We start from the raw sequence: 22205 nt of genomic DNA, 5'->3' as shown, positions 1-22205 counted from the left end.
CGTCTCCCTTTGTGCTACCCATCTATGTCGCGCAACCGCAACCCGAAGTAGCGCACGTTGTGTTTCTTTTCCCGGTAGAACCTCTGTCCCAGCCAGGAACCGAACCGGCGTTGTGAAGGGCCTTCCACTCCAAGTTGTGCTTTGCAGTAACCTAAAAAAGACTCGTATAAGTCTTGCGCCCCGACGACACTTCCTTTGCTCTTCTCGATGCATTCCTCGGCCCAGTCCTCGAAGTGGCGCTCCCAGCGCACGGCGCGTTGCGCCCCTTCAAGGCGTTCCTCGATCTGGTCCGGGCCAGCGATGATCTCGAACAGCGTGCGGAGATGAAAATAGATGTCGTCGGACCCGAGATTGCCCATCTTGGCGGCCTGCACCGCTCCGGACAGGACCGCCACCCGGATGTGGGGGCGCATGGCCCGCACCCGCCGGGGCAGTTCCACAACCACGGATTCGCCGGGCATGAAGCGCCCGGTCTTGCGGATGGCCGGGAGCACCGTCCCGGTCACCCACTTCCGGAACGCCCGGGCCTCGGGCTTGCGGCTCCGAAAGATCAGGCCGTACAGACCGGACTCGGAGATGGTGAGCATGTTCGGGTTTCCGCCCTCGGGGGTTTGTTCAGGATTTCTGAAGAAACCTCTTTCGTCCTCATCCAATCCACGCGCGGACTCGGTCACGTTCCCCAAATCCAACACCCGGCACACGTCCTTGGCCACGAACCAGGGCTCTCCCCGTTCGTCCAGGACCGTGCGCACCTCGTGGCCGTCGAAGTAAAAAGGCTGCACCGCGTTCACTTCACCACCTCCAGTTTTGAAAATCCCGTTGGATACGCCAGCCCGTGGAGGTCGTCGCCGACCCCCCGCACGTCCCGGGCCAGACTCCGCAAAATGGTCCCCGCCCCGAACGCGCAGTCCACAAGGGTGTCCTGGGGCCGGGTGTCGGCCACGCAATCCAGCATGGTGGCCAGGGCCTCCAGGGCGAAGGTGTGCCCGGCGACGGCCGAGGCCGCGTCCGTGAGGGTGGCGGCCGGAACCTGGATGGTGTCGCGCTTCATGACGCCCTCCCTTCCGGTTCCACGACCCGGCAGGTCTCGCCGGACGCGCTCAAGTTCAGGAAGCAGTCCCCGCGTTCGGCCAAAAGCGCCCGGCAGATGGCCAGGGCGTAGCCCAGGCATTCGGCCAGAATCCACACCCGGGCCGAGCGCGCCTCGAACCGCATGTAATACCGGTGCACGTCGCCAAGGGTTTCCAGGAAGTGGGACAGAACCACGGTTTTCAGTCCGTTGCCATCGGCCGGGGAAAGGGGGGAAAAGTCGATTTTCACAAGGCACCTCGTGTAGTTGGGGTTTGGGCACAAAAAAAGGCGGCATGACGTTCCCCCGCTACACGCGGCCGGGGCCTCGCGGACACCCGGACGTCATGCCGCCAATTGCTTGCCCCTCCCAAAGGAAGGTGCTTGGCGACAAAAACAAAACATCCGTTCTTCAACCCGGCTTGGGACCGGATCGTGGCGACGGACGGCCACGTGTAGTTGGGGCCACCAGCCAAACCCGAAAAGGAAAAAAATGTCAAGATGGCGGAAATACTTCTTGCAAAGATTTTTCCAGCTTCGTAGCGTCCCGGGCAAAACCGCAACCCAGGGGGCAGGACATGAGCAGGCTGGAAATCCTTCTGATCACCGGCATTGTCTGCATCGTGTGCGCCACCGCTTTTTTTTACGTATCCCAGAATCCCGGCATGCTTTCTTTTCAGGAAAGCAACGAGGTCAAAGCGAAGCGTGTTTTGAAGCGTTATTTTATCCTCGTGGACCACTGCCTCAATCTTTCCGCAAAGAAAGCTGCCTTGTCCGCTGCCGCGCTTGCCGTCATACAAGACTTGCAGAGATACGGCTTTAGCCCTCAAAGTGACGAAAAATTGAGCAAAAACAGAAAAGAATTCAACGAAATAGATGCGCAGCATGAACACCTGTGCAAAGGCAAAGACGACATGTCCAGGTCTGTCCGTATGCTTGAAGCCCTGGTGAAAATCGGCGATTTCGACAGCGCCGCACCAATCGCCGATCTCGTCGAAAAAGAGCTTCCCGCCGGTTTCTAGCTGTCGCATAGTGTCATCCGATCCGCCGCCGTGCTTCAGTCTCCGCCTTGATCTTGATATCCAAGATATTTGACGCCATCCGGTGCCTTCCCTGTCAGTTCCCGCAGGTGCGACTGCGCATCATCCGTTTTCGCGTGCGCGGCGATCCGCATGTCCACGAAGCAGGCTGCCCGCTCGTTCCGTCGCATTTTGCAACGCATTTTCTCGTCCGCTTTCGCCACTTCCAAGCAGCGCCGAAACCATCCATAGCCGTAGCTGTAGACGGCCGGGCCGTGGCCGCGCTCCATCAGGCGGTCCACGGCCTCGGCCAGGTTTTTTAAGCGGTCGGGGGAGGCGTCCCGGCCTCCGTTTCGGGGTGTTCGCCGGGGCTTTGCGTGGCCTGGGCGAACATCAGGTCGAAAAAATCGGTGTTCACCTCCAGCCACGCCTCCACCACACGGACCAGGGCCACCCCGCCGAACCCGCAGGCGGCTGCGCCCTGGTCCGTCGCACCGGACAAAAGCCGCATGGCCGTGTCCCGGGCCTCGGTAAACACCGACCGGATTACCTCCAGCAGCGGCTCGGCCGAATGTTTGACCAGCACGTCCATCAGGACCATGGCGTCCGGGAGCTGGGTCACGTCCAGTTCAAAGACCATGACCCGCTCCCCGTTGATCTTAATGTCCTTTTCCTTGCGCAGCATGCGGACTCCTTACGCGGCGGCCGGGAATCTGCGGGTCTCGTAGGGGCTGGTCTTCCCCGTCGGGGTGTTCATCTCACCCTCGAAGCCCAGGACCGAATAATCGTCGGCCAGATAGTCGGTTTCGCTGGTCGGCTTCAGGGTCGCCTCCCAGACCTCGATTTCCCAATGCGATCCATCCACCTCGTTGTGCGCCCGCAGCAAATAGTGACGCTTGATGGTGGACTCGGTGCCGCCCAAGATGATGGCCCCGGCGGCGATGGCGGCGCAGTCGAAGGTCACCACGGCGCTGCCGGTCGATCCGATGTGCTCCAGGAATTTGATGTACCCGATCTCGGCATCCAGCTCGTAGTCCGTGCCCTCGATTTTGGTCACGCTGGCCACAGTGACCGACACGCCGGACACCCGGCGCTTGCCCAGGTCGTAGTAGCCGCCGTGCTCCACGGTGGTCAGGTCGAACGATTTTTCGACGTCGTTGCCCGCCTCCTGGGTGGCCTCGATAACCGTGCCCATGGCTGCGTCGCGCAGGTTGTCCGTGTTCCATTCGTCCATCTCGATCACCAACTTGGCCGGTTCCGCCATGCTGGCCGAATCGAGCACCTGGCCGTAGGTGCCGATCATTTTCGATGTCCGCTTTTTGATGGTCGCGTTTGGGGTGATGGCGAATTTGCGGCAGTTGCCCAATTTTTTCAGCGGGGCATTGATGATTCCTCCGTACAGAATCCCAGAAGCAACGTAACCAGCCATGGCGTCTCCTCCCTATTTGAACGTGATTTGCACCGTTGTTGCGGCGGCATACAGCGGGTGCAGGTTTTCCGTTTCCACCGTGCCGCCGGTCTGCACCTTTCCGAGCGCCGCCGATTTCAGCGCCGCCTCGACCAGCAGCCGAAGCTGCCGGATTCGGATTTTGCCTGCCGGGCGCTCGCATCCGGCAAACGTTGTTTTCCGGTCATCTTTGATAGCCATGCCCACCACCCATCCGAGCACCTGGGTCTGGTCGCTGGCGTTCTCGGACTCGTGCGCCAGTTCGCGGATCTCGATCAGCGGATACGTGTCCGGGTTTTTCGGCGCGTCGTCGTCCGGATCGAAATCCACCAAGGGCGCGCGGCGGTAGTGCTCCTGGCACCAGGCCAGCAGGGGGGCGTTATTTCCCAGCGCCACCAGGGCACGTTCCAGGATTTCCACCGAGGTCATGATTTAGCCGCTCCCGTGGCGTAGCGTTCCAGCGCCCCGAAAAAGCGGGCCCGAAAGTGGTCCATGATTTCGCCGCGGTTTCTCTCAATGGTTTGGGAAAACCACGGTCTGGCGGGTCGCTTGACCGCGCCGCCCTTACGGCGCGGAAATCCGGCCGCAAAGAAAAACCGCCGCATGGCGTCGCTCATGGCAATGTTTGTCTCGTCCGCCTGCCGGGCGATCAGTTGCGAAAGGTTCCAATTCAGCGAGCCGCCTTGCAAAAAACCGATTTGAACCATCTTGTCTTTTTCGTGAACGTGGTAACGCAAGGAGTTTCGCACCCGGCGGAAGGGGATGGTGTCGTCGCCGCCTCCGGTCCCGCGCCTTTTTTTGCCTACGCGCTCAAAATGCTTGAGCCGTTTCTTTTTTTTGCCACGCCCCACATACTTGTGGACCCATCCGCCACCCAGACCGTTTGCGGCCCGGGTCATGGCCAGGGACAGCACCAGGGAATGCGGATTCAACTTCGGAAGCCGTTCGGCCTCGTACCAAAGCAATCCCTTTTCCCAATACGGAGTAGACGGGACTTTTCCCCTCTTCTGTCTGCCATGCGACTTGGACATCTCGTATCCGGTCGAGGCCAGGGCAGACCGAGTGGCACGGTCCACCAACGACTGATCTCCACGAGCCAGATAGATATCCAGCCCAGGAAAACTCCGCATATCGCCGTCAAACGAAAGGAAGCTCATCGCCCGCCACCTCCCACCGTGGCCCGGACCTCGCGGCGGCAGCGCAAAATCCAGAACGGCCCGAGCCTGCGCCGCTGGATGGACTGATCCGTGGACGGCCGGTGCTGCCACTCCTCGCCATCCACCACGATGACGTCGTCGATCTGCGGCGACGCCACGTCACGGGCCGGAATCCGTATTTCGGCCACCTCCATCTGTGCCCGGCTCTCGGCCTCGGTCTGGCGGTTCTCCACGACGGCCAGGGTCTCGACGGCCGCGCCGCCCTGCGCAGCCGGAAACCCGGCGGCCTCGCCAGCGGCCCGGGGCCGGTAGACGGCCGGTGACGCGCTGTCCGAAAACTCGGCCACGCTGTCCTCGAAAAAATCGTCGCGGTACGTGGTCATTGCCCCCCCATCATTTTGAGCATCGAATGCACCACGATGGCCGTCACCACGGGCGTCACCACGGCGGACACCGTCAGACCCACGCCCACGGCGATGTAGGTGGAGCGGCGCAGGGCGTTGATGGCGCGCCACTGGTCGGCGTCATTCTGCTGGATCGCCTCGATCTTCTCCCGCAGATGCCCGAGCACCTCGTGGTGCAGGGCGCAGACATGCCCGCCGGTCTGGTTCTCGCCGTCCATCGCCCGCCCCCTATTTTATTTTCGCCTCGTAGCAGTCGATCACTGCATCCCGCAGCCGCAATTCATTGAGGAGTTCCAGGACGTTGTAGTTCGACACCGTCCCGTTCTCCATGCTCCCGAGGTGCGGCCCCTCCACCCACAGATCGAGCGGCAGATCCTGCCCATAGGTGCGCGGGCACGGGCTCTGCTTCACCACCTGCGGCACCACGATCTCCGCCGGTTTCGGTTTGGCCGCGCACGCCGTAAGCGAGCACAGCAGCATTAAGATTGCGAATGATTTCAAGGCTTGTCTTTTCATCGACCACACTCCCGGGTTTCGGGGTCTCACTCACGGCCGTGGCCAGGGTCCGTTGCATCCGGCGAATGCCGGTTTGAAAATCGTCCATGGCTTTTTGCGTGGCCGCCACCTGGCCGTTGACGGCCGCCAGCTCCTGGTCACGAACGGCCACCACCTGCGTAAGCCCCGCGATGCGCGCCTCGCGGTTGCGCACCAGTTCCTCCTGCCGGGCGACCTCGGCCCGCAAATCAGATCTTTCGGCCTCCAGCGCCGAAACATCCGCCTTGAGCATCAGGATGTAGCCGTAAAGCCCCGCGAGGATCGCAGCCACCACCAGCGCGCCGATCAGTTTTCCGTTCACAGGTCGCCGCCTCCGAGGTTGCCGCCGTCGTCCGGCGTGGTGGGGCCGGGCACGCCGCCCGGCAGGGGTGGGCAGGGCAGGCCGCCGTAGCCCGGCATGCCCCAGGGGCGTTCGAACGCGCTCTGCATGGCCTTGGCGAAAAACGGCACGGCCAGCGCCGCGATATCGTTCCAGGTGGAGATGGTCGGCTGGCGGAACGTGAGCACCACGTACCAGCGCATCACCAGCTCATTGAGAATCACCAGCCCGACCAACAGCCGCATGGACGACAACCGCCCGGTTTCATCGGAAAAAATGTCGCGGAAGACGTTCACGAACGCCCCCGGTACAGCAGCCGGTGGATCAGCCGTTCCCAGCACCGGGCCAAGGGCCGGGCCAGGATTTTCGGGACGCACACGTCCCGCAACCGGCAGTAGACGTGCAAGCCATTGACGGCGTGCTGCTGCTGGTCAGACACCGAGCAGCCTCTTGGCCTGGGCCAGCCGGATCGCGCGATCCGCCAGACCGTTGTCGCCGCCGTTGATCAGCCGCGTGGTGCTGCGCAGGTCGTCGGACTCGGCGTAGGGCGTCATGCCCTTCCACGTCCAAAATGCGCAGGCGCACGGGATCAGCAAATGCTCGGACAAAACCAGCGACGGGTCGGCCTCGATGTCCACGCCGACCATCTGCCCGATCTGGCGGTACGCGCCGCGCCCGGTCAGGTGGAAAATCCCCTGGCCCCGGTACCGCCAGCCGTCGTCGTCGTCGGTGCCGTTCTCCTCGTTGCCCATGCGCGAGCCGTAGGCCAGGTTGGCCAGGGCCACGTCCTCGGGGTCCGGGTCCGACGGGTCCCAGGCGTAGGGCCGGGCCGCCTCCAGGGTCGGGAACCGTTTTTCCCAGACCTCGGTGAGACGTTTGGCGCTGTAGCGCAGGTTCTCGGTGAGCGCGCGGAAAAGCCGCGTCTCGTGTGCGGCGTGGGCCAAAAAATGCGCCAGCACCAAAAACGAGGTCATGCGCCAGCGCTCGAACACCGGCCAGGACGTGGCGAACGCCTGCCGCACCACGGGCAGGGCCTGGGGGGCCAGGGCGTCAACAACGGGGAGCAGATCCATGTCAGACCTCCAGCCATTCGGCGTCGGGCGCGCCGAGCATGGTGCGCAGCCAGCCGCGAGAGGCGCAGCGCACCCGGTCGGCGAACGCGTTGCAGTCGCGCCACCACAGTTTTTGCATCGGTTCGTAGGGCGTGCCGGTGTCGAGGCACACCCCGGCCAGGATCAGGCGCGGATAGCCCAGGCCCAGCCCGGCCAAAACGGCCAGGTGCGACGAGCCGCCCAGCGACACCGGACTCGGCCAGGCCACGTCCACCGATCCGGACAGGGCCGGGCCGTGGGTGAGCGGCCGCTGGTCGCCGACGCACCCGCCCGCCTCCAGCCAGCCGCGCAGGTGGCCGGGATGCACCGTAGCCGCGTGGTCGATTGTCGTGCTGATTTCCGCGATGGCCCGGTTGACGGCCAGGAGGTGGACGCGCAGGCCCAGGGCGGACAGCCGGTCCAGGGTGATGTCCACGTCCGCCAGCCAGCCCGGGGCCGTGCCCGCGATGACCAGAACGTCCGCGTGGAAGCGCTCGACGGCGACCCCGGCCCGAAAAACCGGGGTCACGTTGTGGAGGGGGCGCGCTGGGGTGGTCATGTTAGCCGCGCCTGCCTTTTTTGGCGGACGTATCGGACTCGGCCGGGACAGACTCACCGCCGACGGCCGATTCGGACGACTCGGGCACGGCCGCATCCTGCGGCGTCGGGTCCGGAGCCGGTTCGGCCGAGACAGACTCACCGCCGACGGACGGGGCGGTTTCCTCGGCCGGATCGGCCACGCCGTCGTCAATGGCCTCGGCGGCCACGACGTCGGGCAGATCCAGGACGGTGTCCCGGGGATAGGTTTTGCCCATGTAACGAAACGTGCCAGTGGTGACGATTTTCATAGCGTCACCCCCTACACGGCCAGGATCGAGGCGAAGGCGTCGATCTCGTGGATGGCGGGCAATGGGGCGGACTGGATCATCAGGTGCCGCGCCGGAGGATTGTCGGGTATCCACGAGGACGGATAGTACGGCGTGGACACGCCTTCAATCATGGCCTTGGCATCCTTGATCGCGCCGAAGTGCATACGCGCCTCGGCCCGGGTGGAACCGATCAATATCTTGTTGGCCGGGACCATGGGCTGCAAGACGCCGGAATCGTCCTCGTAGTAGTCCAGAAACTGATAGAGCTGCACGCCCTCCAGTTCCCCGAGGTAGGTCACACCCTTGGGCAAGTCCTGGGGAACGATCTGCCCCATAATCACCCGGCGGTTGTCGAGCTGCTTAAGCACCAGCTCGTTTTTCTTGAGGGCCTGGGCCACGGACAGCCCCAGCACCGCCACGTCCGGCACGTGTCCCGAGTCCTTGGCCAGCAAATCCTTCCATTCCACGATATCGCCCGCAGGATCGGCTGTGCTGGCTGTCCATTTGTCCGCAGCGGACAGGGTGATTTTATGGGTATCGGCCAAGCCGAAATCCACCTCGAGGGAAATGTCCTCGCCAACGCAAACGACCTTGCCGGTGTTCAGAATTTGCGCCGCCATCCAGCCGATGCGCCGGTTGATCTGGGTCATCAGATCCAGCAGGTCGCGCCCGAGCTGATAGGCCGCGCGTTCCTGTGGGCTTTTCCCGCCGTAGACGTGCTCACCCGGCAGCCGCTTGAGCAGGTCGCCAGCCGTGGTGATACGAAACGGCTTGACGTATGGAGGGATGAGGGTCTTGGTGGAGTAGCCCTTGCGTTCCACGGGCTTGCCCTCGCTCAAGGGGTTGACGAATGCGGCCAGACGGCGGCCGCCCTTCACCACGTCCACGTCCACGTATTCGGATATGTGTACGACGGGATCAGAGAAGTGGAAAAAGGTCTCCAGCAGGAAATCACCAACCGGATAGACGGTCTCGACGACCTCCAGCATCTCGCGGCTGGAGAACAGATCGATTTCGTTGGGCATGGCTAGGCCCCTCCCACGGTGGTCAGGTAGATGTTTTTGTCGCGCAGGCCGTCACGGATGGCGGCCAGGGTGTGGCCGTTCCCGAGGGTCAGGGCGGCCTGGTTGAACTGGCCGGACAGGTAGCCAACGGTGAGCACGTCGGCGCTGGTGGCGTCCACGGCCTCGGCCAGGATGCAGTCCGGGGTCTGGCTGCCGTCGGTCACGGACGTGGCCCCGGACAGCACGTACTTGCCCACGTCCTCGTCCTCGGCGTCGGTGATCCTGCCGAGTACTGCGCCGCGCGGCAGCACGCCCTGCCCCGAGGCCACGGTGATGCCCTGGGTCACGATCTTGGCGTCTCCGGCAATCAGGTTGTCCGGAACGAACGCTCCGGCAGTCTGGTATCCCTGCGACATGGCTATTTCCTCCCCTGTCCGGCGGTCAGGCCGGATTTCATGGACGCGCGCACCCGGGCACGCTCGGCCGCGTCCGGATCGGCGGGACCGCCGGGAGCGGCAGGCTTGGCCAGGGTCGCCTGCAACAGCGTCAGGTGCGACGCCGAGGCCGGGGGCGCGGGCTGTTGGGCGGTCGCCGGGGCCGGGGCCAGCTTGGCCGCCAGAGCGGCGTACTGATCCACGGTCACCCCGAACTCGGCGGCGGCCGACATGGCGGCCGTCAGTTTCTGTCCCGCCTCCGCGCCGAGAATCACGGCGGCCAGGGCCAGGATGCTGGCGACGCCCGGCTGGGCCGGGGCCGCTGGCGTCGCGGCGGCCGGCTGGGCCGGGATCGGGGGAGCGGCCGCCGGGGCGGTCTGGGCAACGGGCGCGGGAGGCGCGGCGGTCACGGGATTCTGGGCCGGGGGCGCGGCGGTCTGTCCCCCGCCGGGCAACGCAGTGGATGCGGGCATGGTCTCCTCCATGGCGAAAAAGGTCCCGGCGAGGGGCCGGGGGGCCGACAATTCGGCCAAAACTCCCTCCAGACTGCCCAGGGCGTCGGCCATTCCGGCCGCCACCGCCCCGGCGCCGACCAGGACGCCGCCCTGGCCGAAATCGGTTTCCACGGTCTGCACGGACACGCCCCGAAACGTGGCCACGTCGGCGAGGAACACGGCGGCCAGCTCGTCCAGATGGCGCACCAGCTCCCGGCGGCCGTCGTCGGTCTCGGGGTCGAGGCGCTTTTTCGGCGACCGGCTGGAAACGATTTCCAGGGTCTTGCCGTCGGACCTGGGCAGGCTCATCACCACGCCGATGCTGCCGAGCACGGCCGTGTCGTCCGCCACGATCCGCCCGGCGGCGGCGGCGATCCAGTAGGCCGCACTGGCCCCGGTCGCGCCGACGTAGGCGGCCAGAGGCTTGACGCCCCGGGCCGCGTAAATCTGGGCCGCGAACTCGTGGATTCCGGCGATCTGCCCGCCCGGGCTGTCGATCTCCAGGGCCACGGCCCGCACCGACGGATCGTCCAGCGCGGCCCGGAAATCCCGGGCCAGAAGCTCCACGGACGTGGCCCCGGAGATGCGGGTGAACAGGCTCGAATAGCGGAAGATCGGGCCGGTCACCGGGATCACGGCCACGCCGTCGCGCACCGTGATCCGTTCGGCGCTCTCCAGCGGCTGGCCCGTTTTTACGGCCAGGGCCTCGGGGTCACCGTGGCGGTGGGCGATCTCGACGATGGTCTCCAGGTAGCCGGGCAGGATGGCCCAGGGCTCGGAGGTGATGGCCGCAAGCACGCGCCGGGCATCATTTTTCGGCATCCGGCTCCTCCTCGTTTTCACCGCCAGCGGCGGCCGGGACGTCCTTTTCTTCTCCGACCGGGGCTTCGGCCTTGCCGGTGGAGCGGCCGGACAAACTGAACGACAGGCCATGTTTGGCGATATCGCGCTCCTCACGTGCCCGCTGGGGGAGCAAGGTCTCAAAGTTGCCGGAATGGGCCTCGACGACATCGGCGTAGGTTTTGATCCCGGCTCCCAAAGCCATGATGTCGGCCTCGATCTCCTTCACCGGGTCCACGTGGCCCCGGCGCGGCGGCACCCAGCGGGAGGCCAGGTAGTCCTCGCGGGCGTCCAAAAACGAAGGTGCGTTTGGCGGGGTCTCGATGTAGCCGCGCGCGAACGCCTCCTCGACCACGGCCTCCCAGACCGGACGGCAAAAGGCGCTCTCCAGCCACGACTGGTACCGCTGGAATACCCGCCAGGCCTCGAGCAGGGCGGCCCGGGCCGACGAATAATTTGTTTTGGAAAAATCCTTGGCCACCACCTCGTAGGGCATCCCGGCGGCGGCCCCGGCGGCGCGCAGGATGCGGGCCACGAAGGCGTCGAAATTGGAGTTGGGGCGGGGGGCGTCCAGGGTCTTGCCCCGCTCGCCGGGATACAGGTGCAACACGGAACCCGGGGATATCTCGCGGACGTTGCGTCCGGCCGGGCGTGTCCTGGATTTGCCCCGGGGGTCCATGCCGATCCCGGCGGCCACGGGTTGGTCGGATTCGATGACCACCGGGAACGCGGCGGTGATGATCTGGCCCACCAGCTCGTAGTCCAGGTAGTCGGACAGGTCGCGGAAGAATTTCATGGCCGGGGCCAGGACGCTCACGCCGCGCACCTGCTCCTCGTCGATCTGCGGGAAGGCGTGCAGCACCACCGGCCGCCAGGCGATGCGCGCCGGGTAGTAGGCCACGTTCATGGCCAGCCCCATGTCCAGGCGGCCAGTGAGCGGCTCGGGGTTGGCGATGTAGTAGCCCACGGGCTCGCCGCGCGACCCGAGATGCACGCCGTCGCGGATCATGGGCGACAGCGTCAGGTCGCCGGGCGAGGCCAGCCGAAGCGGCGACAACACCTGCAGGGCCAGGGAATACGGCGCAAACGGATCGGCCCGGTCCACGCACAGGTTCAAAAATTCGCCCTTGACCAGGGTGGAGCGGATATTGAGTTCCTGGATCTGCCAGAACGTGAGCCGGTTCCCGGCGTCGGCGGCGTCGGGACGGATGGCCCAGCGGGCAAATTCGCGCTCGATGGCGTCGCGCAGGATGGCGGCCGCCTCCTCGTCGATGCCCAGGCGTTCGGCGACCAGCGTGGACTGCGGCCGGATGCCCGGGCCCACGACGTTGACGGTCATGCCGCCAATCAGACTGGCGGCGTTGGGATCGTTGGCGGCCAGATCCTCGGCCCGGGCCATGACCCGGGAGCGTTCGCGGGAGGCGGAAAATTCGGTCTGGCGGTGCGGGAACCAGTTGGACATGGTGCCGTGGTAGCCCCCGGCCGTGAGCGCGATGCCGGGCACGCGGCCCGGCGCGGCAGCCGAGGCGGCCCGGCGTCTGGCCACGGTGCGGGCGTTCACAGGCACCCCCCGGGGCGGGACGGGATCAGGCTTGTCGTCCGCGATCTTCCCTCACGAAAAGCTTTTTCCCGGGCCAGGGCGCTCCCGAATGCATACAGATCATTGAGGGTGGTACGGTCAAAGGAGTCATTGCCGATGGTCACCCGCTGGCCGCGCACCACTTTGGGCACAGCGGCTTTAATTTCGGCGATCAGATCGGCAAGATCGGCATCGGAGTACAGGGCGAACATGCGGCCCGGATACACAAAAGCCATGGTGCGGTCAGAGACATGAGAACACCTTGGCGACATGAGAGACACAATTTTTTGGCCCGAAATTTCCCGAAAAGCAACGGGCCACAAGGCTTTTCAGCCCGTGGCCCGTCGTCTCGTCAAAACGCGGCAAAAAAAAGTTTCAGGCGGCCTCGTCCGGATGGATTTCCCGACGACGCTTAAAGGATTCAACAGACGAGAGATAGACGCGCAACCCCCTGGAATCGCCGACTTTTATTGCCCGGAGTTCCCCGCGCTCCACCAGCCGGTAGACATGCGACCGGCTGCACCCCAGCAACTCGCGTACCCGCGCCATGTTGACCACCATCTCGGCCATCACCGCCTCCTGTTCTGGAACCAGCCGGGCAGGCCCGAATGCCCACCGCCGCCATCCTGGGCCGGATCCTCCTCCGGCTCGTCCTCGACCTCGTCGTCCGGGGACCAGTGCTGCACGCCCAGCACCTCGGCCGCCACCAGGGCCATGACCTCGCAGTCCCAGAAATGGTTCGCCCGCTTGGGCGGGCACAGCCACGCCGCCTCGTCCTCGTCCCAGTATTCGGCGCACATCTGCCGGGCGTAATCGTCCGTGGCTTCGGCGTGGAGATGAAACGACCCGGGATCCGTGGGCAGGATCGCCAGTTTGCCGGACAGCCGGTTCTTGAAAAACGTGGTGTCCACCCGCAGCAGCTTGAGTCCGCCGGGGATCGGCCGCGTGTCGCCCGGGTAAAACTCGATGTTCGTGAACGAAAACGGCCGAGACATGCGCCGCTCGCCCTTGTAGGCCAGGATGCGGCCCCGGTTGGCAACGCAGAAATCGTAGACGTCGGACGTCTTGTCGCCCTGGGAATCCTGCACCACCAGCCGGACCTGATGGTCGTTGCCCGCCGCGTCGCGGTAGGTATCCTGCCACAGCACCCGGGCCAGGGCCTCGAAGCTGTCCACCAGGCCCTCGCGCACCAGCCAGGTCTCGCGCTCCATGCCCCAGCCCACGGCCCGGATCACGTAGACGAATCCGTCCTGCTGGGTGTCCACCCCGGCCACCAGACAGGCCACCCGGCCGCCTCCCGGAACCAGCCCGCGCGGGCGTTCGTCGGCCAGGGCCAGGATGGCCTTTTCGGCCCGCTCGGCCGTGTAGTCGCGCCAGGGCGTCGCCTCATAGCCGTTGCAGTAGTCCTTGAGCGCGACCTTATCCTTCGTGCCTTTCAGAAGCGCCGCCGCCGACTCGGACAGGGAGACGAACGGCGAGTACAGCGCCGACAAATGGAAGGCGATGCGCGGCGGCCGATACCGCCGCAGGTGGGCGAAAAGCTCAAGCCCCGTGCGCTCCTCGCGCCACACGCCATGGGCCACGGCCCGGTCGCGCCGGACGTCGTCCCAGCGGGCGCCGCACCGCTCGCATTCGTACCAAGCCAACCCTTCGTCCTGGACCTTGTCCGGATCACGGACGTCGTCAGGCCAGCGCAGACGCGGCCGACCGTCCTGGTCCGCCGACACCAACCGTTGCTCACAGCCGCAGTCCGGGCACCGCGCAAACCAGTAAAACCGGGCGTTGGCGCGCAGCCAAGCCAGCCAGATCGGGCCGGTCTCCGTTGTCGGGGTGGAAATATCCAGCGCCTTGCGATCCCAGCGGAACGTCCGCTGCCGTTTTTTGATGAGCGCGTCGGATGATGCCTCTTTTTTTGACGGGGTGAACGGGAATTTGTCCACCTCGTCCTTGAACTGGTACTTGGCGGCGACCCGGGCTATCCGCGTCACGGACCCGGCCCAGGCCAACTGAATGCTCATATTCTTGAGCTTGAGCCGCTTTTTGGTCATGTCGCCGGGTTTGCCCGTGGTCAGGGAGGCCAGCCGGGGCGAGGCCGAAAACATGGGCTTGAGGCGGTCCTCCACCAGATCGTCGGCCGTGGCCTCGTCCGGGACGATGTACTGGGCCAGGGCCGGGTCGCGGTCGGCGATGTAGCCCAGGATGATCTCGGCGATTTTGGATTTGCCGAGCTGCGGCGCGGCGCAGACCGCCACGTCGCGCACGTAGGGTTCGGCCCAGGCGTCCATGATCCCGGCCAGGTACGGGGCGTTGGCGTTGCGCCATGGCCCGGGCCGCGAGCCTTCCGTGACCACGAAATACCGCTCGGCCCACTGCGACGGCAGGATGCCCGAAGGGGCCCGGAATGCGCTGCGCACGGTCCCGGAAAACCAGAAGGCGAATTTCCCGCGCGGGATGCCGGACAGGCCGATGGAGCGCAACCACGCTGCATCGCCCTGGACGCGCTCGGGCGTTTTTTTCGGGGGCGGCACGAGCCAGCGCGCGGGATCGGTCACGCGGCGTCCTCCCCCTCATCCGTCCCGGGACCGTCCAGGCCCTCGGGGTCGTCGATCTCGATCTCGAAATCCCGGCGGCGGGCGAAGGAATTGAAAAAATCGTTGCTGGCGGTCACGAAGAAATGCACCACCTCGTCGATTTTTTTCGGGTCGCCGCCGACCATGGCCACCATCTCGCTCGCGTTGGTGTAGATCCACTGCCGCAGCGACGCGCGCAAAACCGTCACCGCGCCCACGAGCTGCTGGTCCACCTCGTCCCGTGACAGCAGTTCGCCGCGTTCCCGCTGGTTGCGGAACCGCGTGCGCTCGTTGATCTCCCGTTTGAGGGCCAGTTCTTCGGCCAGAAGCTCACGCTTCATGCGCAGGGTGTCCACGTCGTCGGCGCCCGGGGCGGCGTCGGCCGGGGCCAGGTTTCCGGCGGCGTAGGCGTCGGCGTCGGCGCGCAGGACCATGCCGTCGGGCTGCACGCGAAGCAGGCCCTTTTTTTTGTCCGCGTACAACTTGGTCTTTCGGATCTTCCAGCCGTTGCGCTCCAGGTAGGCCAGCACGGCCGGGAGTTTGCCGATCCGATCGGCCACCACGGGCGGGGCCGGGTCGTTTTTTTTGTCTTGCGCCGTTTCCATTGTCCTCTCCCGCCGACTGCATTCCGTTCCGTGGGCCGGGGCGGACCGGTTTCCCGACCCGCCCCGGACGTCGTTATTGCGGCAGACTGCTGGCCAGCCGGATGCCGCAATAGTAGATCACCCGCGAATCGTAGCGGGCGTAGTTGTCGCGCATCCAGGCCCCGAACCGCCGCAGGCTCGGCGCAATGTGCCCCTGGGACTCGCACCACTCCACAAACGACGCGTACAGATCCTTGCACTGCACCCGGGCAAACTGGTCCCGGACCAGGGACCGGTCCGCCCATTCGTTAAAAACGCCCTCGTAGGACGCGGTGGTGGAATTGAACTGGGCCGGTCCGGCGCAAATCAGGTCGCACAGCCGGTGGAAGTGCTCGTACACGTCGCCGCTGCCGCCGCTGAACATCCGGGCCGCCTGGGTGGCGCTGTGCATGATCTGCGCCCGCAGGCTGGGCGGGATGGTCCGGACGTGGGGCGGAATCTCCCGGGCCGCCTCCGGCCGGGCCTCGAAGCGCCCGGTCTTGCGGATGGCCGGGAGCACCGTCCCGGTCACCCACTTCCGGAACGCCCGGGCCTCGGGCTTGCGGCTGGTGAATATCAGGGAGTACAGCCCGGACTCGGAGACTGTAGCCATTGACTGGGGTCCGCCCAAGGTGTTCAGGACTACTGAACCCCTTTCGTCCTCGTCGAGACGACGAGTAGCCTCCGTTACGTTCCCAAGTTCCAAGACTGCGCACACGTCCTTGACCAAGAACCAGGGCTCTCCCTGTTCGTCCTGGATGGTCCGGACCTCGTGGCCGTCGAAGTAAAAAGGCTGCACCGCGTTCACTTCACCACCTCCAGTTTGGAAAATCCCGTTGGATACGCCAGCCCGTGGAGGTCGTCGCCGACCCCCCGCACGTCCCGGGCCAGACTCCGCAAAATGGTCCCCGCCCCGAACGCGCAGTCCACAAGGGTGTCCTGGGGCCGGGTGTCGGCCACGCAATCCAGCATGGTGGCCAGGGCCTCCAGGGCGAAGGTGTGCCCGGCGACGGCCGAGGCCGCGTCCGTGAGGGTGGCGGCCGGAACCTGGATGGTGTCGCGCTTCATGACGCCCTCCCTTCCGGTTCCACGACCCGGCAGGTCTCGCCGGACGCGCTCAAGTTCAGGAAGCAGTCCCCGCGTTCGGCCAAAAGCGCCCGGCAGATGGCCAGGGCGTAGCCCAGGCATTCGGCCAGAATCCACACCCGGGCCGAGCGCGCCTCGAACCGCATGTAGTACCGGTGCACGTCGCCAAGGGTTTCCAGGAAGTGGGACAGAACCACCGTTTTCAGTCCTTTGCCATCTGCCGGGGAAAGGGGGGAAAAGTCGATTTTCACAAGGCACCTCGCTACGTTGGGATTTTGGGCACGAAAAAAGGCGACAGCCTGACGCTCCCCCGCGTAGCGCGGCCGGGTCCTCGCGGAACACCGGACGTCAGGCTGTCGCCGATTGCTTGCCTCTCCCAAAGGAAGATGCTTGGCGACAAAAACAAAACATCCGTTCTTCAACCCGGCTTGGGACCGGATCGTGGCGACGGACGGCCACGCTACGTTGGGGCCACCAGCCAAACCCGAAACGCGGCCGGAAGTCAAGGGGGTGGCCGCCCCAAAATTGGGGAGGCGGGGGCGCGCCTCCAGCTCGGCTGTCTGTCCCAGGTCGTTGGTCATCACCACCTCACAGGGCCACGGCGTACACGGCCCGCTCGGCCTCGTATTCGTCGACCAGGCGCCGCAACCGCTCGTTTTCGCGCTGCAGGGCCGCGTTTTCGTCGGCAAAGGCCGTGACGGTTGTCGAGCGGCGCACTCTCTGGGCGCGAAAATCGGTGACGTCTCGCATTTTTTGCAGCCGCTCGACCTCGCTTTTCAGCTCGTAGTTCTCGTCTTTCACCGCCTCGATCTCGCGCTGCAGGGCCTCGGTCTCGATTTTCGCAGCCTCGAGCACACGTTTCAGGGTCTCGGTCTCGTTTTTCGCAGCCTCGAGCACACGTTTCAGGTCCGCGTTTTCTTCGGCCAGGGAGTTGCCTGACTGCGGTTTTTCGGGCCTGGGCCACGGGGTCGACGGCTGGATTTCGCACGCCGGAGGTTCGGCCGGGACGGCCGAGGCTGGCGGCGCAGCGGCGTCGTCACCAAACGCCAGGGCCACCAGCTCGTGCGGGTAGTACACATTTGTCAGCGACCCATCCCACAGTTGATATTTGCGGCCGTTGCGGCTGGGCCGATAGCCCGATCCCACCTTGCGCACGATGCCCCGCCGGTTGACCTCGTAGGCCGGGAAATCCGGGATCTGTCTCCATTCATCTCTCATCTCCGGCCCCTCCTCTCCACGCGCTCGCGGATCGGCCCCAGGTGCGGCTCGTCGCGGATGACGGCCCGATCCTCGCCAGCCCAGGCGCTGGTGGTGTAGCACAGCGGCCCCAGCACATCGGGCGACAGGCCCAGCTCGGCGGCGGCCCAGGCCAGGATGGCCGCGTGGCACGGATCAAAGGCGTTGCCGCACCAGTCGTCGCCAGCCTCCCAGCGACGATTGAGCGCCGGACATTCCAGGGCCACCGTCCGCTGGGTGCGACGGTCATAGTCGTAGACCACCAGGATGCGCAGGGCGTCCTGGGGCGCGCCCGCCGGGTCCATGATGCAAAACAGGCCTTTCGACGGCTGCCGTTCGCCCTCGGGCAGCACGAACCGGCCGTCGCGGAAATAGCGGCCGGACGGGACGGCCGGGGCGACGGGCGCGGCCGGGGGCGGGGTGAAGAGGGTGAGTTGGGTGGTCATGACGCTGTCGCCTCCTGTTTCGCTTTGGCCAGCGGCCCGCCGACCAGATCCACATGCTGGCCCGGCTGCCCGGGCCGATCCACTTTGATGCGCCGCACCCCGAGCCGCTGGGCCGTGGCCGCGAGTCTCGCCCGGTTTTGATCGAAGAGTTTCCCGATCTCGGCCGCGCCGTCGAAACAGGCGTACCGGCTCGGGCCGCCCCAGGCGTGGACCAGAAGGGCCTGACCGCCTGCGGCCGCATGGGCCAGGGCGGAACGGAGTTCGCGGTGGGGGAAGAGTTTCACGGCGCAACCTCCGCCATGTCGTGGCAATTTGCGCGCACCAGGGCTTCCGCCAGCGGCGGACACACGCTGTTGCCGCAGGCCCGGACCTGCTTGGACTTCGGAAGCGGCTTGCCGTTGTAGACGGGATCGATGACGTAATCCGGCGGGAACCCTTGAGCCAGAAACAGTTCCCGGGGCGAAAGCATGCGCAGGCCGATGTCCGCGATGACGTAGTCCTCGCCCTGGACGGTCACGAGCCCGAAGCGGTCCTTGGTGGTGACCGTGTGGAGCGGATCGCGTGCATCCTGCCCGATGCCGCACCCAAAATACTTGACCAGGAAAGCCCGGACCTCCCCGATATGCAGCCCTCCGGCCGTGACCGTTGACAGGGACTCGGTTGCAGCCTGGCCGTGTCGGCAGGTGCCGCGCAGCTTGACCAGGTGCGAGGCGACCAGCCCGGACTTGCCGCCTCCGCCGGATGTCACCGTGCCGCACGGGGCGGACACCGGGTGCCCGACGCTGTTTCCGAAATCACGTTGCACATGGACCGCCACCAGACCCTGCTGGCTGCCTGTGCCCATGACCGTGGACAGGGGCGCATCCGCAGGACGTCCGGCCAGCCGGTCGTTATGAGCGCCGCCGTTATGCTGGGCCAGGAAGGCGGACACCACGGCGTGTTTGCCGCCACCGGCCACTACGGTGCCCAGCGGTTTCCCGATATCCAGCGCGCGCGGCGATTGGCCCGGGCGCTCTCCATATCCGGTCTGAATCAAAGTAGGGACGGCCAGCGCAAAATCCGGGCTTGTGGTGATCGTGCGCAGGGGCTCCCGGGGGGCCCAAACATATTTGCTGCGGCCGGTGGTTGTGCTGTGCGCAGGGCTGACTAGTACCGGAGCCGCAAGGGCAAAGCCCGGTTCGCTCGCGGTCACGGTGCGCAGCGGCTCATCAACCGAGTTTCCCCGAAAATGTGGGTATGCGTGGTTCGGCTTGACGATGTATGGTGCCACCACAGCATGCCGGTTTTCCGTGGTCTGCGTTCCCAGCATCTCGCCGATGCCGTTGCCCCGAAAGTCCCCGGGGCGCTTCGGCCCGTAGTAGGTCACGATGAACGGTTCAGCCGCATTGAGGACGTACCTCCGGATGCCCTCTGCGATGCGCCGCAGGGTGTTTTCGGCCAACGGCCGCTTGCGCTCGAAAATCGACGGACACGGGATGGACCAGTCAATGATGTCCGCCGCCGTGCGGTAAGCATGCTCCCGGCCAGGGCCGTGCGTCGGCTCCGGCCAGACGATGGGGCGTCCGTCGCAACGGGCAATGAGGAAAAACCGCTTCCGGATCGTCGGCGCGCCGTAGTCGCAGGCCCGAAGCTCCCGGTGCTCGACCCGGTATCCGAGACGGCGCAACTGCCGCAGCCAAGCCCGGAACGTCTCGCCCGCCCGATCCTTGATGATCTCGCCCCGGTCGGTAAGCGGCCCCCAGGTCGTGAACTCCTCGACGTTTTCCAGGATGATGACCCGGGGCCTGGCCTGCTTGGCCCATTTGACGACGGCCCATGCGAGGTCACGGATTTTGGAGTCACGTTTTGGTGCGCCACCCTTGGCCTTGGAAAAATGGGTGCAGTCCGGGCTGGCCCACAAAAGTCCGACGGGCAGGCCCCGGGTGACATGGTTCGGCTCGACGGAAAAAATATCCTGGCAGTAGTGGCGACTGCCCGAGTGGTTGGCACGGTGGATGGCCAGGGCGATGGGATCATGGTTGAGCGCCACGTCAGGATCACGCCCAATAGCCTGACGAATCCCGGAGGACGCCCCGCCGCCTCCGGCAAACGAATCAATGACCAGTTCACGACCAGAGTTCGAGCCGCCGTATTGTCCGCCGAAAAGATCAAGCATCACCCGCCACCTCCACCACCACCGGCGCGTCCGGCCAATCCCGGGCCAGCCACGCCTTTTGCACGTCGTCGGCCCAGAACAGTTCCCGGGCCCGGCGCGACGTCTGGCGGTTGCCGCGCTCCCACGACGGGTCCGCCCGGAACGCCAGGCCGTCGCGGGCCGGATCGCCGCCCGGCCGCCGCATCCGCACACCCCCCACGGGATACCTCGCCACGAAACCCAAATACTCGAAATACCGCGCCCGGCCCGGGTAGCTCTCGGGCCAGCCCTCCCACAACTCCACCATCTCCGGGTCGCTCCAGTCGATGCCCGGAATGTCCGGGAAGGCAGGCGCGACAGCCGTGGCGGCCGGGGCGGGCGTGGCTGGCGTTGCCGGGGACGGGACGGACTGGTCCGGCGCGGTCAAGGCCGGGGCAGGCGGCGCGGGTGCGGGCGTCGGCTCGGCATGAACGGCCGGGGCGGGCACGGACGGCAGGTCGCGGCGGCGCTCCATCTCGCGGCGGACATGCGACGGGATTCCGGCCAGCACCCAGGCCCGGATGTCCAGGCCGCACCCAATGGCCTCGCCCGGGTCTTTGCCCGCCGAGGGCGGCGCAGGCCAACGCCGCGAGGCCGGGAAATGGTCCTCCCACCAGCCCCGGGCCTTGGCCCCGGCCTGGTCGGAATCCAGGGCCAAAAGGATCAGCGCGGCCCGGGACAGGATCGCCGCCGCCGTGGCGTCGGGCCAGGCCGTGGCCGAGCCCGTGCCCATGACCCCGACGTGCAGCGGGTGGGTGTGCTGCCAGACCATGGCCGCGTCGCGCTCGGTCTCGATGATCACCCAGACGGTCCACTCCGGACGGCCGTAGACGAAATAGAGCCCCTGCGCCCCGCCGGGATTGACCTCCCAGTATTTCTTGTCGCGCAGGGACTCCGGCCCGAGCTCCGGGTGCGGCCGCCGGATTTTGATCTTGACCACCTCGCCGCCCACGAAAAACGGCAGCACCAGCCCCTCGGGTAGCCAGATCTTGCGCTCTGTGCCGTCGGGCTTGAGCTCTTTGGGCAGGCCCCAGGCGGAACGCGGCGGATACTTGTCCTGTTGATTCCAGCCGATGCGGCACTTTTTGGCGGTGTCGGCCGTGATGCCCCAGGCCGCGAGCTGGGCCAGCACGTCCGGGGAGGATTGCAGGCGCTCGGCGGCGTGCGTCACGAACGCGGTGGCCTTGGCCCGCCAGGTCTCGTTCGGCATCTCCACGATTTTCGGCGTCCAGGGCGGCGGGCCCTGGGGTTTGCGGGGCGCGGCCGGGTCGCGGCGCGGCGCGACGCTTTGCGCGTCCGGGGCGTAGCGGGCCTTGAAGTCGCGGAAGCCGTCGGCGTCCCCGGCGTCGCGGCCGTGGACGGCGTTGAAAACGCCGATCAGATCCGTGGTCTCGCCGCAGGAACAACAATGTGCGACGTCCCCGGCCGGGTCGTAGGAGAACGCTCCGCCCGGGGTGTTTTCCTGGTGGAACGGGCAATGGGCCCAGACCTCGCCGCCGCGCTCCTCCGGATTCGTGAGCAGCCCCCGGGCGATGTCCGCCCGCTCCGCCGCGCCCAGCCATTCCTGTGCCGCTCCCATGAAATCCCCTCCCGCCATGGTCGAAAGCTGTGCGATGATCCTTCGACCTTTTTTCGATCTTTTTTTCGACTATTCTTAAGAAGAATCTTTAAAGATTATAGGGGGTTTTTTGATGCACTTCGACCTTGCGAGGATTGTAGGTACAACCTCGCATCGCTTTCCCCCTGGCTGGCCGCTGGAGAGACTCTCTGGATTACGTCAGAGTCTTCCGG

General features: G+C 65.8%; 33 protein-coding genes. 1 reads left to right on the top strand and 32 read right to left on the bottom strand.

What is annotated here, in order from left to right:
* Nucleotides 1–14 precede the first annotated feature (14 nt).
* From GD606_RS02675 to GD606_RS02665, 3 genes are read right to left on the bottom strand one after another with little or no spacing between them, the layout of a single operon-like run.
* Nucleotides 15–791, bottom strand: coding sequence for a BRO family protein (locus GD606_RS02675; RefSeq protein WP_163301700.1), 777 nt, complete (start codon nucleotides 789–791; stop codon nucleotides 15–17).
* The gene (locus GD606_RS02670) at nucleotides 788–1051 is read right to left on the bottom strand and encodes a hypothetical protein (protein ID WP_163301701.1); all 264 of its coding nucleotides are present in this window, start codon (nucleotides 1049–1051) and stop codon (nucleotides 788–790) included. Before GD606_RS02670 ends, GD606_RS02675 begins: the two co-directional genes overlap by 4 nt.
* Nucleotides 1048–1320: a hypothetical protein gene (locus GD606_RS02665; protein ID WP_163301702.1), complete on the bottom strand. Its 273-nt coding sequence runs from the start codon at nucleotides 1318–1320 to the stop codon at nucleotides 1048–1050. Before GD606_RS02665 ends, GD606_RS02670 begins: the two co-directional genes overlap by 4 nt.
* Before the next feature lie 326 nt (nucleotides 1321–1646).
* Here GD606_RS02665 and GD606_RS02660 point away from each other — a divergent pair, with 326 nt between their 5' ends.
* Complete coding sequence (locus GD606_RS02660) at nucleotides 1647–2090, top strand: hypothetical protein (protein WP_163301703.1); 444 nt, start codon at nucleotides 1647–1649, stop codon at nucleotides 2088–2090.
* A 35-nt stretch (nucleotides 2091–2125) separates the two neighbouring features.
* On the opposite strand, the gene GD606_RS02655 is transcribed toward GD606_RS02660, so the two are convergent.
* From GD606_RS02655 to GD606_RS02515, 29 genes are all read right to left on the bottom strand, one after another.
* Nucleotides 2126–2389: a hypothetical protein gene (locus GD606_RS02655; RefSeq protein ID WP_163301704.1), complete on the bottom strand. Its 264-nt coding sequence runs from the start codon at nucleotides 2387–2389 to the stop codon at nucleotides 2126–2128.
* Between the two features lie 17 nt (nucleotides 2390–2406).
* Nucleotides 2407–2772: a hypothetical protein gene (locus GD606_RS02650; RefSeq protein WP_163301705.1), complete on the bottom strand. Its 366-nt coding sequence runs from the start codon at nucleotides 2770–2772 to the stop codon at nucleotides 2407–2409.
* Between the two features lie 9 nt (nucleotides 2773–2781).
* A complete protein-coding gene (locus GD606_RS02645) occupies nucleotides 2782–3516 on the bottom strand; it encodes a phage tail tube protein (RefSeq protein WP_163301706.1) in 735 nt (244 codons plus the stop codon).
* Nucleotides 3517–3528: 12 nt separating this feature from the next.
* Nucleotides 3529–3963, bottom strand: a complete 435-nt coding sequence (locus GD606_RS02640; RefSeq protein WP_163301707.1) for a hypothetical protein — start codon at nucleotides 3961–3963, stop codon at nucleotides 3529–3531.
* Nucleotides 3960–4691: a hypothetical protein gene (locus tag GD606_RS02635; protein WP_163301708.1), complete on the bottom strand. Its 732-nt coding sequence runs from the start codon at nucleotides 4689–4691 to the stop codon at nucleotides 3960–3962. Before GD606_RS02635 ends, GD606_RS02640 begins: the two co-directional genes overlap by 4 nt.
* Nucleotides 4688–5074, bottom strand: a complete 387-nt coding sequence (locus tag GD606_RS02630; protein WP_163301709.1) for a hypothetical protein — start codon at nucleotides 5072–5074, stop codon at nucleotides 4688–4690. Before GD606_RS02630 ends, GD606_RS02635 begins: the two co-directional genes overlap by 4 nt.
* Nucleotides 5071–5313 carry a hypothetical protein gene (locus tag GD606_RS02625; RefSeq protein WP_163301710.1) on the bottom strand — a complete coding sequence of 81 codons (243 nt, stop codon included), beginning with the start codon at nucleotides 5311–5313 and terminating at the stop codon, nucleotides 5071–5073. The genes GD606_RS02630 and GD606_RS02625 overlap by 4 nt, the downstream gene beginning before the upstream one ends.
* 62 nt (nucleotides 5314–5375) lie before the next feature.
* Nucleotides 5376–5951 carry a hypothetical protein gene (locus GD606_RS02620; protein ID WP_163301711.1) on the bottom strand — a complete coding sequence of 192 codons (576 nt, stop codon included), beginning with the start codon at nucleotides 5949–5951 and terminating at the stop codon, nucleotides 5376–5378.
* Nucleotides 5948–6265 carry a hypothetical protein gene (locus tag GD606_RS02615; protein ID WP_163301712.1) on the bottom strand — a complete coding sequence of 106 codons (318 nt, stop codon included), beginning with the start codon at nucleotides 6263–6265 and terminating at the stop codon, nucleotides 5948–5950. The genes GD606_RS02620 and GD606_RS02615 overlap by 4 nt, the downstream gene beginning before the upstream one ends.
* Nucleotides 6262–6408, bottom strand: a complete 147-nt coding sequence (locus GD606_RS02610) for a hypothetical protein (protein WP_170304571.1) — start codon at nucleotides 6406–6408, stop codon at nucleotides 6262–6264. Before GD606_RS02610 ends, GD606_RS02615 begins: the two co-directional genes overlap by 4 nt.
* A complete protein-coding gene (locus tag GD606_RS02605; RefSeq protein ID WP_163301713.1) occupies nucleotides 6401–7042 on the bottom strand; it encodes a glycoside hydrolase family 19 protein in 642 nt (213 codons plus the stop codon). Before GD606_RS02605 ends, GD606_RS02610 begins: the two co-directional genes overlap by 8 nt.
* Before the next feature lies 1 nt (nucleotide 7043).
* Nucleotides 7044–7619: a hypothetical protein gene (locus GD606_RS02600; protein ID WP_163301714.1), complete on the bottom strand. Its 576-nt coding sequence runs from the start codon at nucleotides 7617–7619 to the stop codon at nucleotides 7044–7046.
* A 1-nt stretch (nucleotide 7620) separates the two neighbouring features.
* Complete coding sequence (locus GD606_RS02595; protein WP_163301715.1) at nucleotides 7621–7908, bottom strand: hypothetical protein; 288 nt, start codon at nucleotides 7906–7908, stop codon at nucleotides 7621–7623.
* Between the two features lie 11 nt (nucleotides 7909–7919).
* On the bottom strand, nucleotides 7920–8954 hold the full coding sequence (locus tag GD606_RS02590) for a major capsid protein (protein ID WP_163301716.1): 1035 nt from the start codon (nucleotides 8952–8954) through the stop codon (nucleotides 7920–7922).
* A gap of 2 nt (nucleotides 8955–8956) precedes the next feature.
* Nucleotides 8957–9349, bottom strand: coding sequence for a head decoration protein (locus GD606_RS02585; RefSeq protein ID WP_163301717.1), 393 nt, complete (start codon nucleotides 9347–9349; stop codon nucleotides 8957–8959).
* Between the two features lie 2 nt (nucleotides 9350–9351).
* The gene (locus GD606_RS02580) at nucleotides 9352–10683 is read right to left on the bottom strand and encodes a S49 family peptidase (RefSeq protein ID WP_163301718.1); all 1332 of its coding nucleotides are present in this window, start codon (nucleotides 10681–10683) and stop codon (nucleotides 9352–9354) included.
* On the bottom strand, nucleotides 10670–12262 hold the full coding sequence (locus GD606_RS02575) for a phage portal protein (RefSeq protein ID WP_163301719.1): 1593 nt from the start codon (nucleotides 12260–12262) through the stop codon (nucleotides 10670–10672). The genes GD606_RS02580 and GD606_RS02575 overlap by 14 nt, the downstream gene beginning before the upstream one ends.
* Nucleotides 12259–12516 carry a hypothetical protein gene (locus GD606_RS02570; RefSeq protein ID WP_163301720.1) on the bottom strand — a complete coding sequence of 86 codons (258 nt, stop codon included), beginning with the start codon at nucleotides 12514–12516 and terminating at the stop codon, nucleotides 12259–12261. The genes GD606_RS02575 and GD606_RS02570 overlap by 4 nt, the downstream gene beginning before the upstream one ends.
* Nucleotides 12517–12655: 139 nt before the next feature.
* Nucleotides 12656–12850: a helix-turn-helix transcriptional regulator gene (locus GD606_RS02565; protein WP_163301721.1), complete on the bottom strand. Its 195-nt coding sequence runs from the start codon at nucleotides 12848–12850 to the stop codon at nucleotides 12656–12658.
* Nucleotides 12850–14832 carry a terminase gpA endonuclease subunit gene (locus GD606_RS02560; RefSeq protein WP_163301722.1) on the bottom strand — a complete coding sequence of 661 codons (1983 nt, stop codon included), beginning with the start codon at nucleotides 14830–14832 and terminating at the stop codon, nucleotides 12850–12852. The genes GD606_RS02565 and GD606_RS02560 overlap by 1 nt, the downstream gene beginning before the upstream one ends.
* Nucleotides 14829–15455 (bottom strand): hypothetical protein, encoded by a 627-nt coding sequence (locus GD606_RS02555; protein WP_163301723.1) that lies wholly within the window; start codon nucleotides 15453–15455, stop codon nucleotides 14829–14831. The genes GD606_RS02560 and GD606_RS02555 overlap by 4 nt, the downstream gene beginning before the upstream one ends.
* A 73-nt stretch (nucleotides 15456–15528) precedes the next feature.
* The gene (locus GD606_RS02550) at nucleotides 15529–16272 is read right to left on the bottom strand and encodes a BRO-N domain-containing protein (protein WP_281362064.1); all 744 of its coding nucleotides are present in this window, start codon (nucleotides 16270–16272) and stop codon (nucleotides 15529–15531) included.
* Nucleotides 16273–16277: 5 nt separating this feature from the next.
* Nucleotides 16278–16541: a hypothetical protein gene (locus GD606_RS02545; protein ID WP_163301701.1), complete on the bottom strand. Its 264-nt coding sequence runs from the start codon at nucleotides 16539–16541 to the stop codon at nucleotides 16278–16280.
* Nucleotides 16538–16756, bottom strand: a complete 219-nt coding sequence (locus GD606_RS02540; RefSeq protein ID WP_163301725.1) for a hypothetical protein — start codon at nucleotides 16754–16756, stop codon at nucleotides 16538–16540. Before GD606_RS02540 ends, GD606_RS02545 begins: the two co-directional genes overlap by 4 nt.
* A 391-nt stretch (nucleotides 16757–17147) precedes the next feature.
* A complete protein-coding gene (locus GD606_RS02535) occupies nucleotides 17148–17777 on the bottom strand; it encodes a hypothetical protein (RefSeq protein WP_163301726.1) in 630 nt (209 codons plus the stop codon).
* A complete protein-coding gene (locus tag GD606_RS02530; RefSeq protein ID WP_163301727.1) occupies nucleotides 17774–18241 on the bottom strand; it encodes a hypothetical protein in 468 nt (155 codons plus the stop codon). Before GD606_RS02530 ends, GD606_RS02535 begins: the two co-directional genes overlap by 4 nt.
* Nucleotides 18238–18525, bottom strand: coding sequence for a hypothetical protein (locus GD606_RS02525; protein ID WP_163301728.1), 288 nt, complete (start codon nucleotides 18523–18525; stop codon nucleotides 18238–18240). Before GD606_RS02525 ends, GD606_RS02530 begins: the two co-directional genes overlap by 4 nt.
* Entirely contained in the window at nucleotides 18522–20396 is a 1875-nt protein-coding gene (locus GD606_RS02520; RefSeq protein ID WP_163301729.1) for a DNA cytosine methyltransferase, read from the bottom strand. Before GD606_RS02520 ends, GD606_RS02525 begins: the two co-directional genes overlap by 4 nt.
* Entirely contained in the window at nucleotides 20389–21993 is a 1605-nt protein-coding gene (locus tag GD606_RS02515) for a hypothetical protein (protein WP_163301730.1), read from the bottom strand. Before GD606_RS02515 ends, GD606_RS02520 begins: the two co-directional genes overlap by 8 nt.
* Nucleotides 21994–22205: the final 212 nt, after the last annotated feature.

This window comes from Desulfolutivibrio sulfodismutans DSM 3696 (genome assembly GCF_013376455.1).
Classification (GTDB): domain Bacteria; phylum Desulfobacterota; class Desulfovibrionia; order Desulfovibrionales; family Desulfovibrionaceae; genus Desulfolutivibrio; species Desulfolutivibrio sulfodismutans.
The sequence above is the reverse complement of the archived record's forward strand: the minus strand, read 5'-3'. Positions and strand labels throughout refer to the sequence as shown.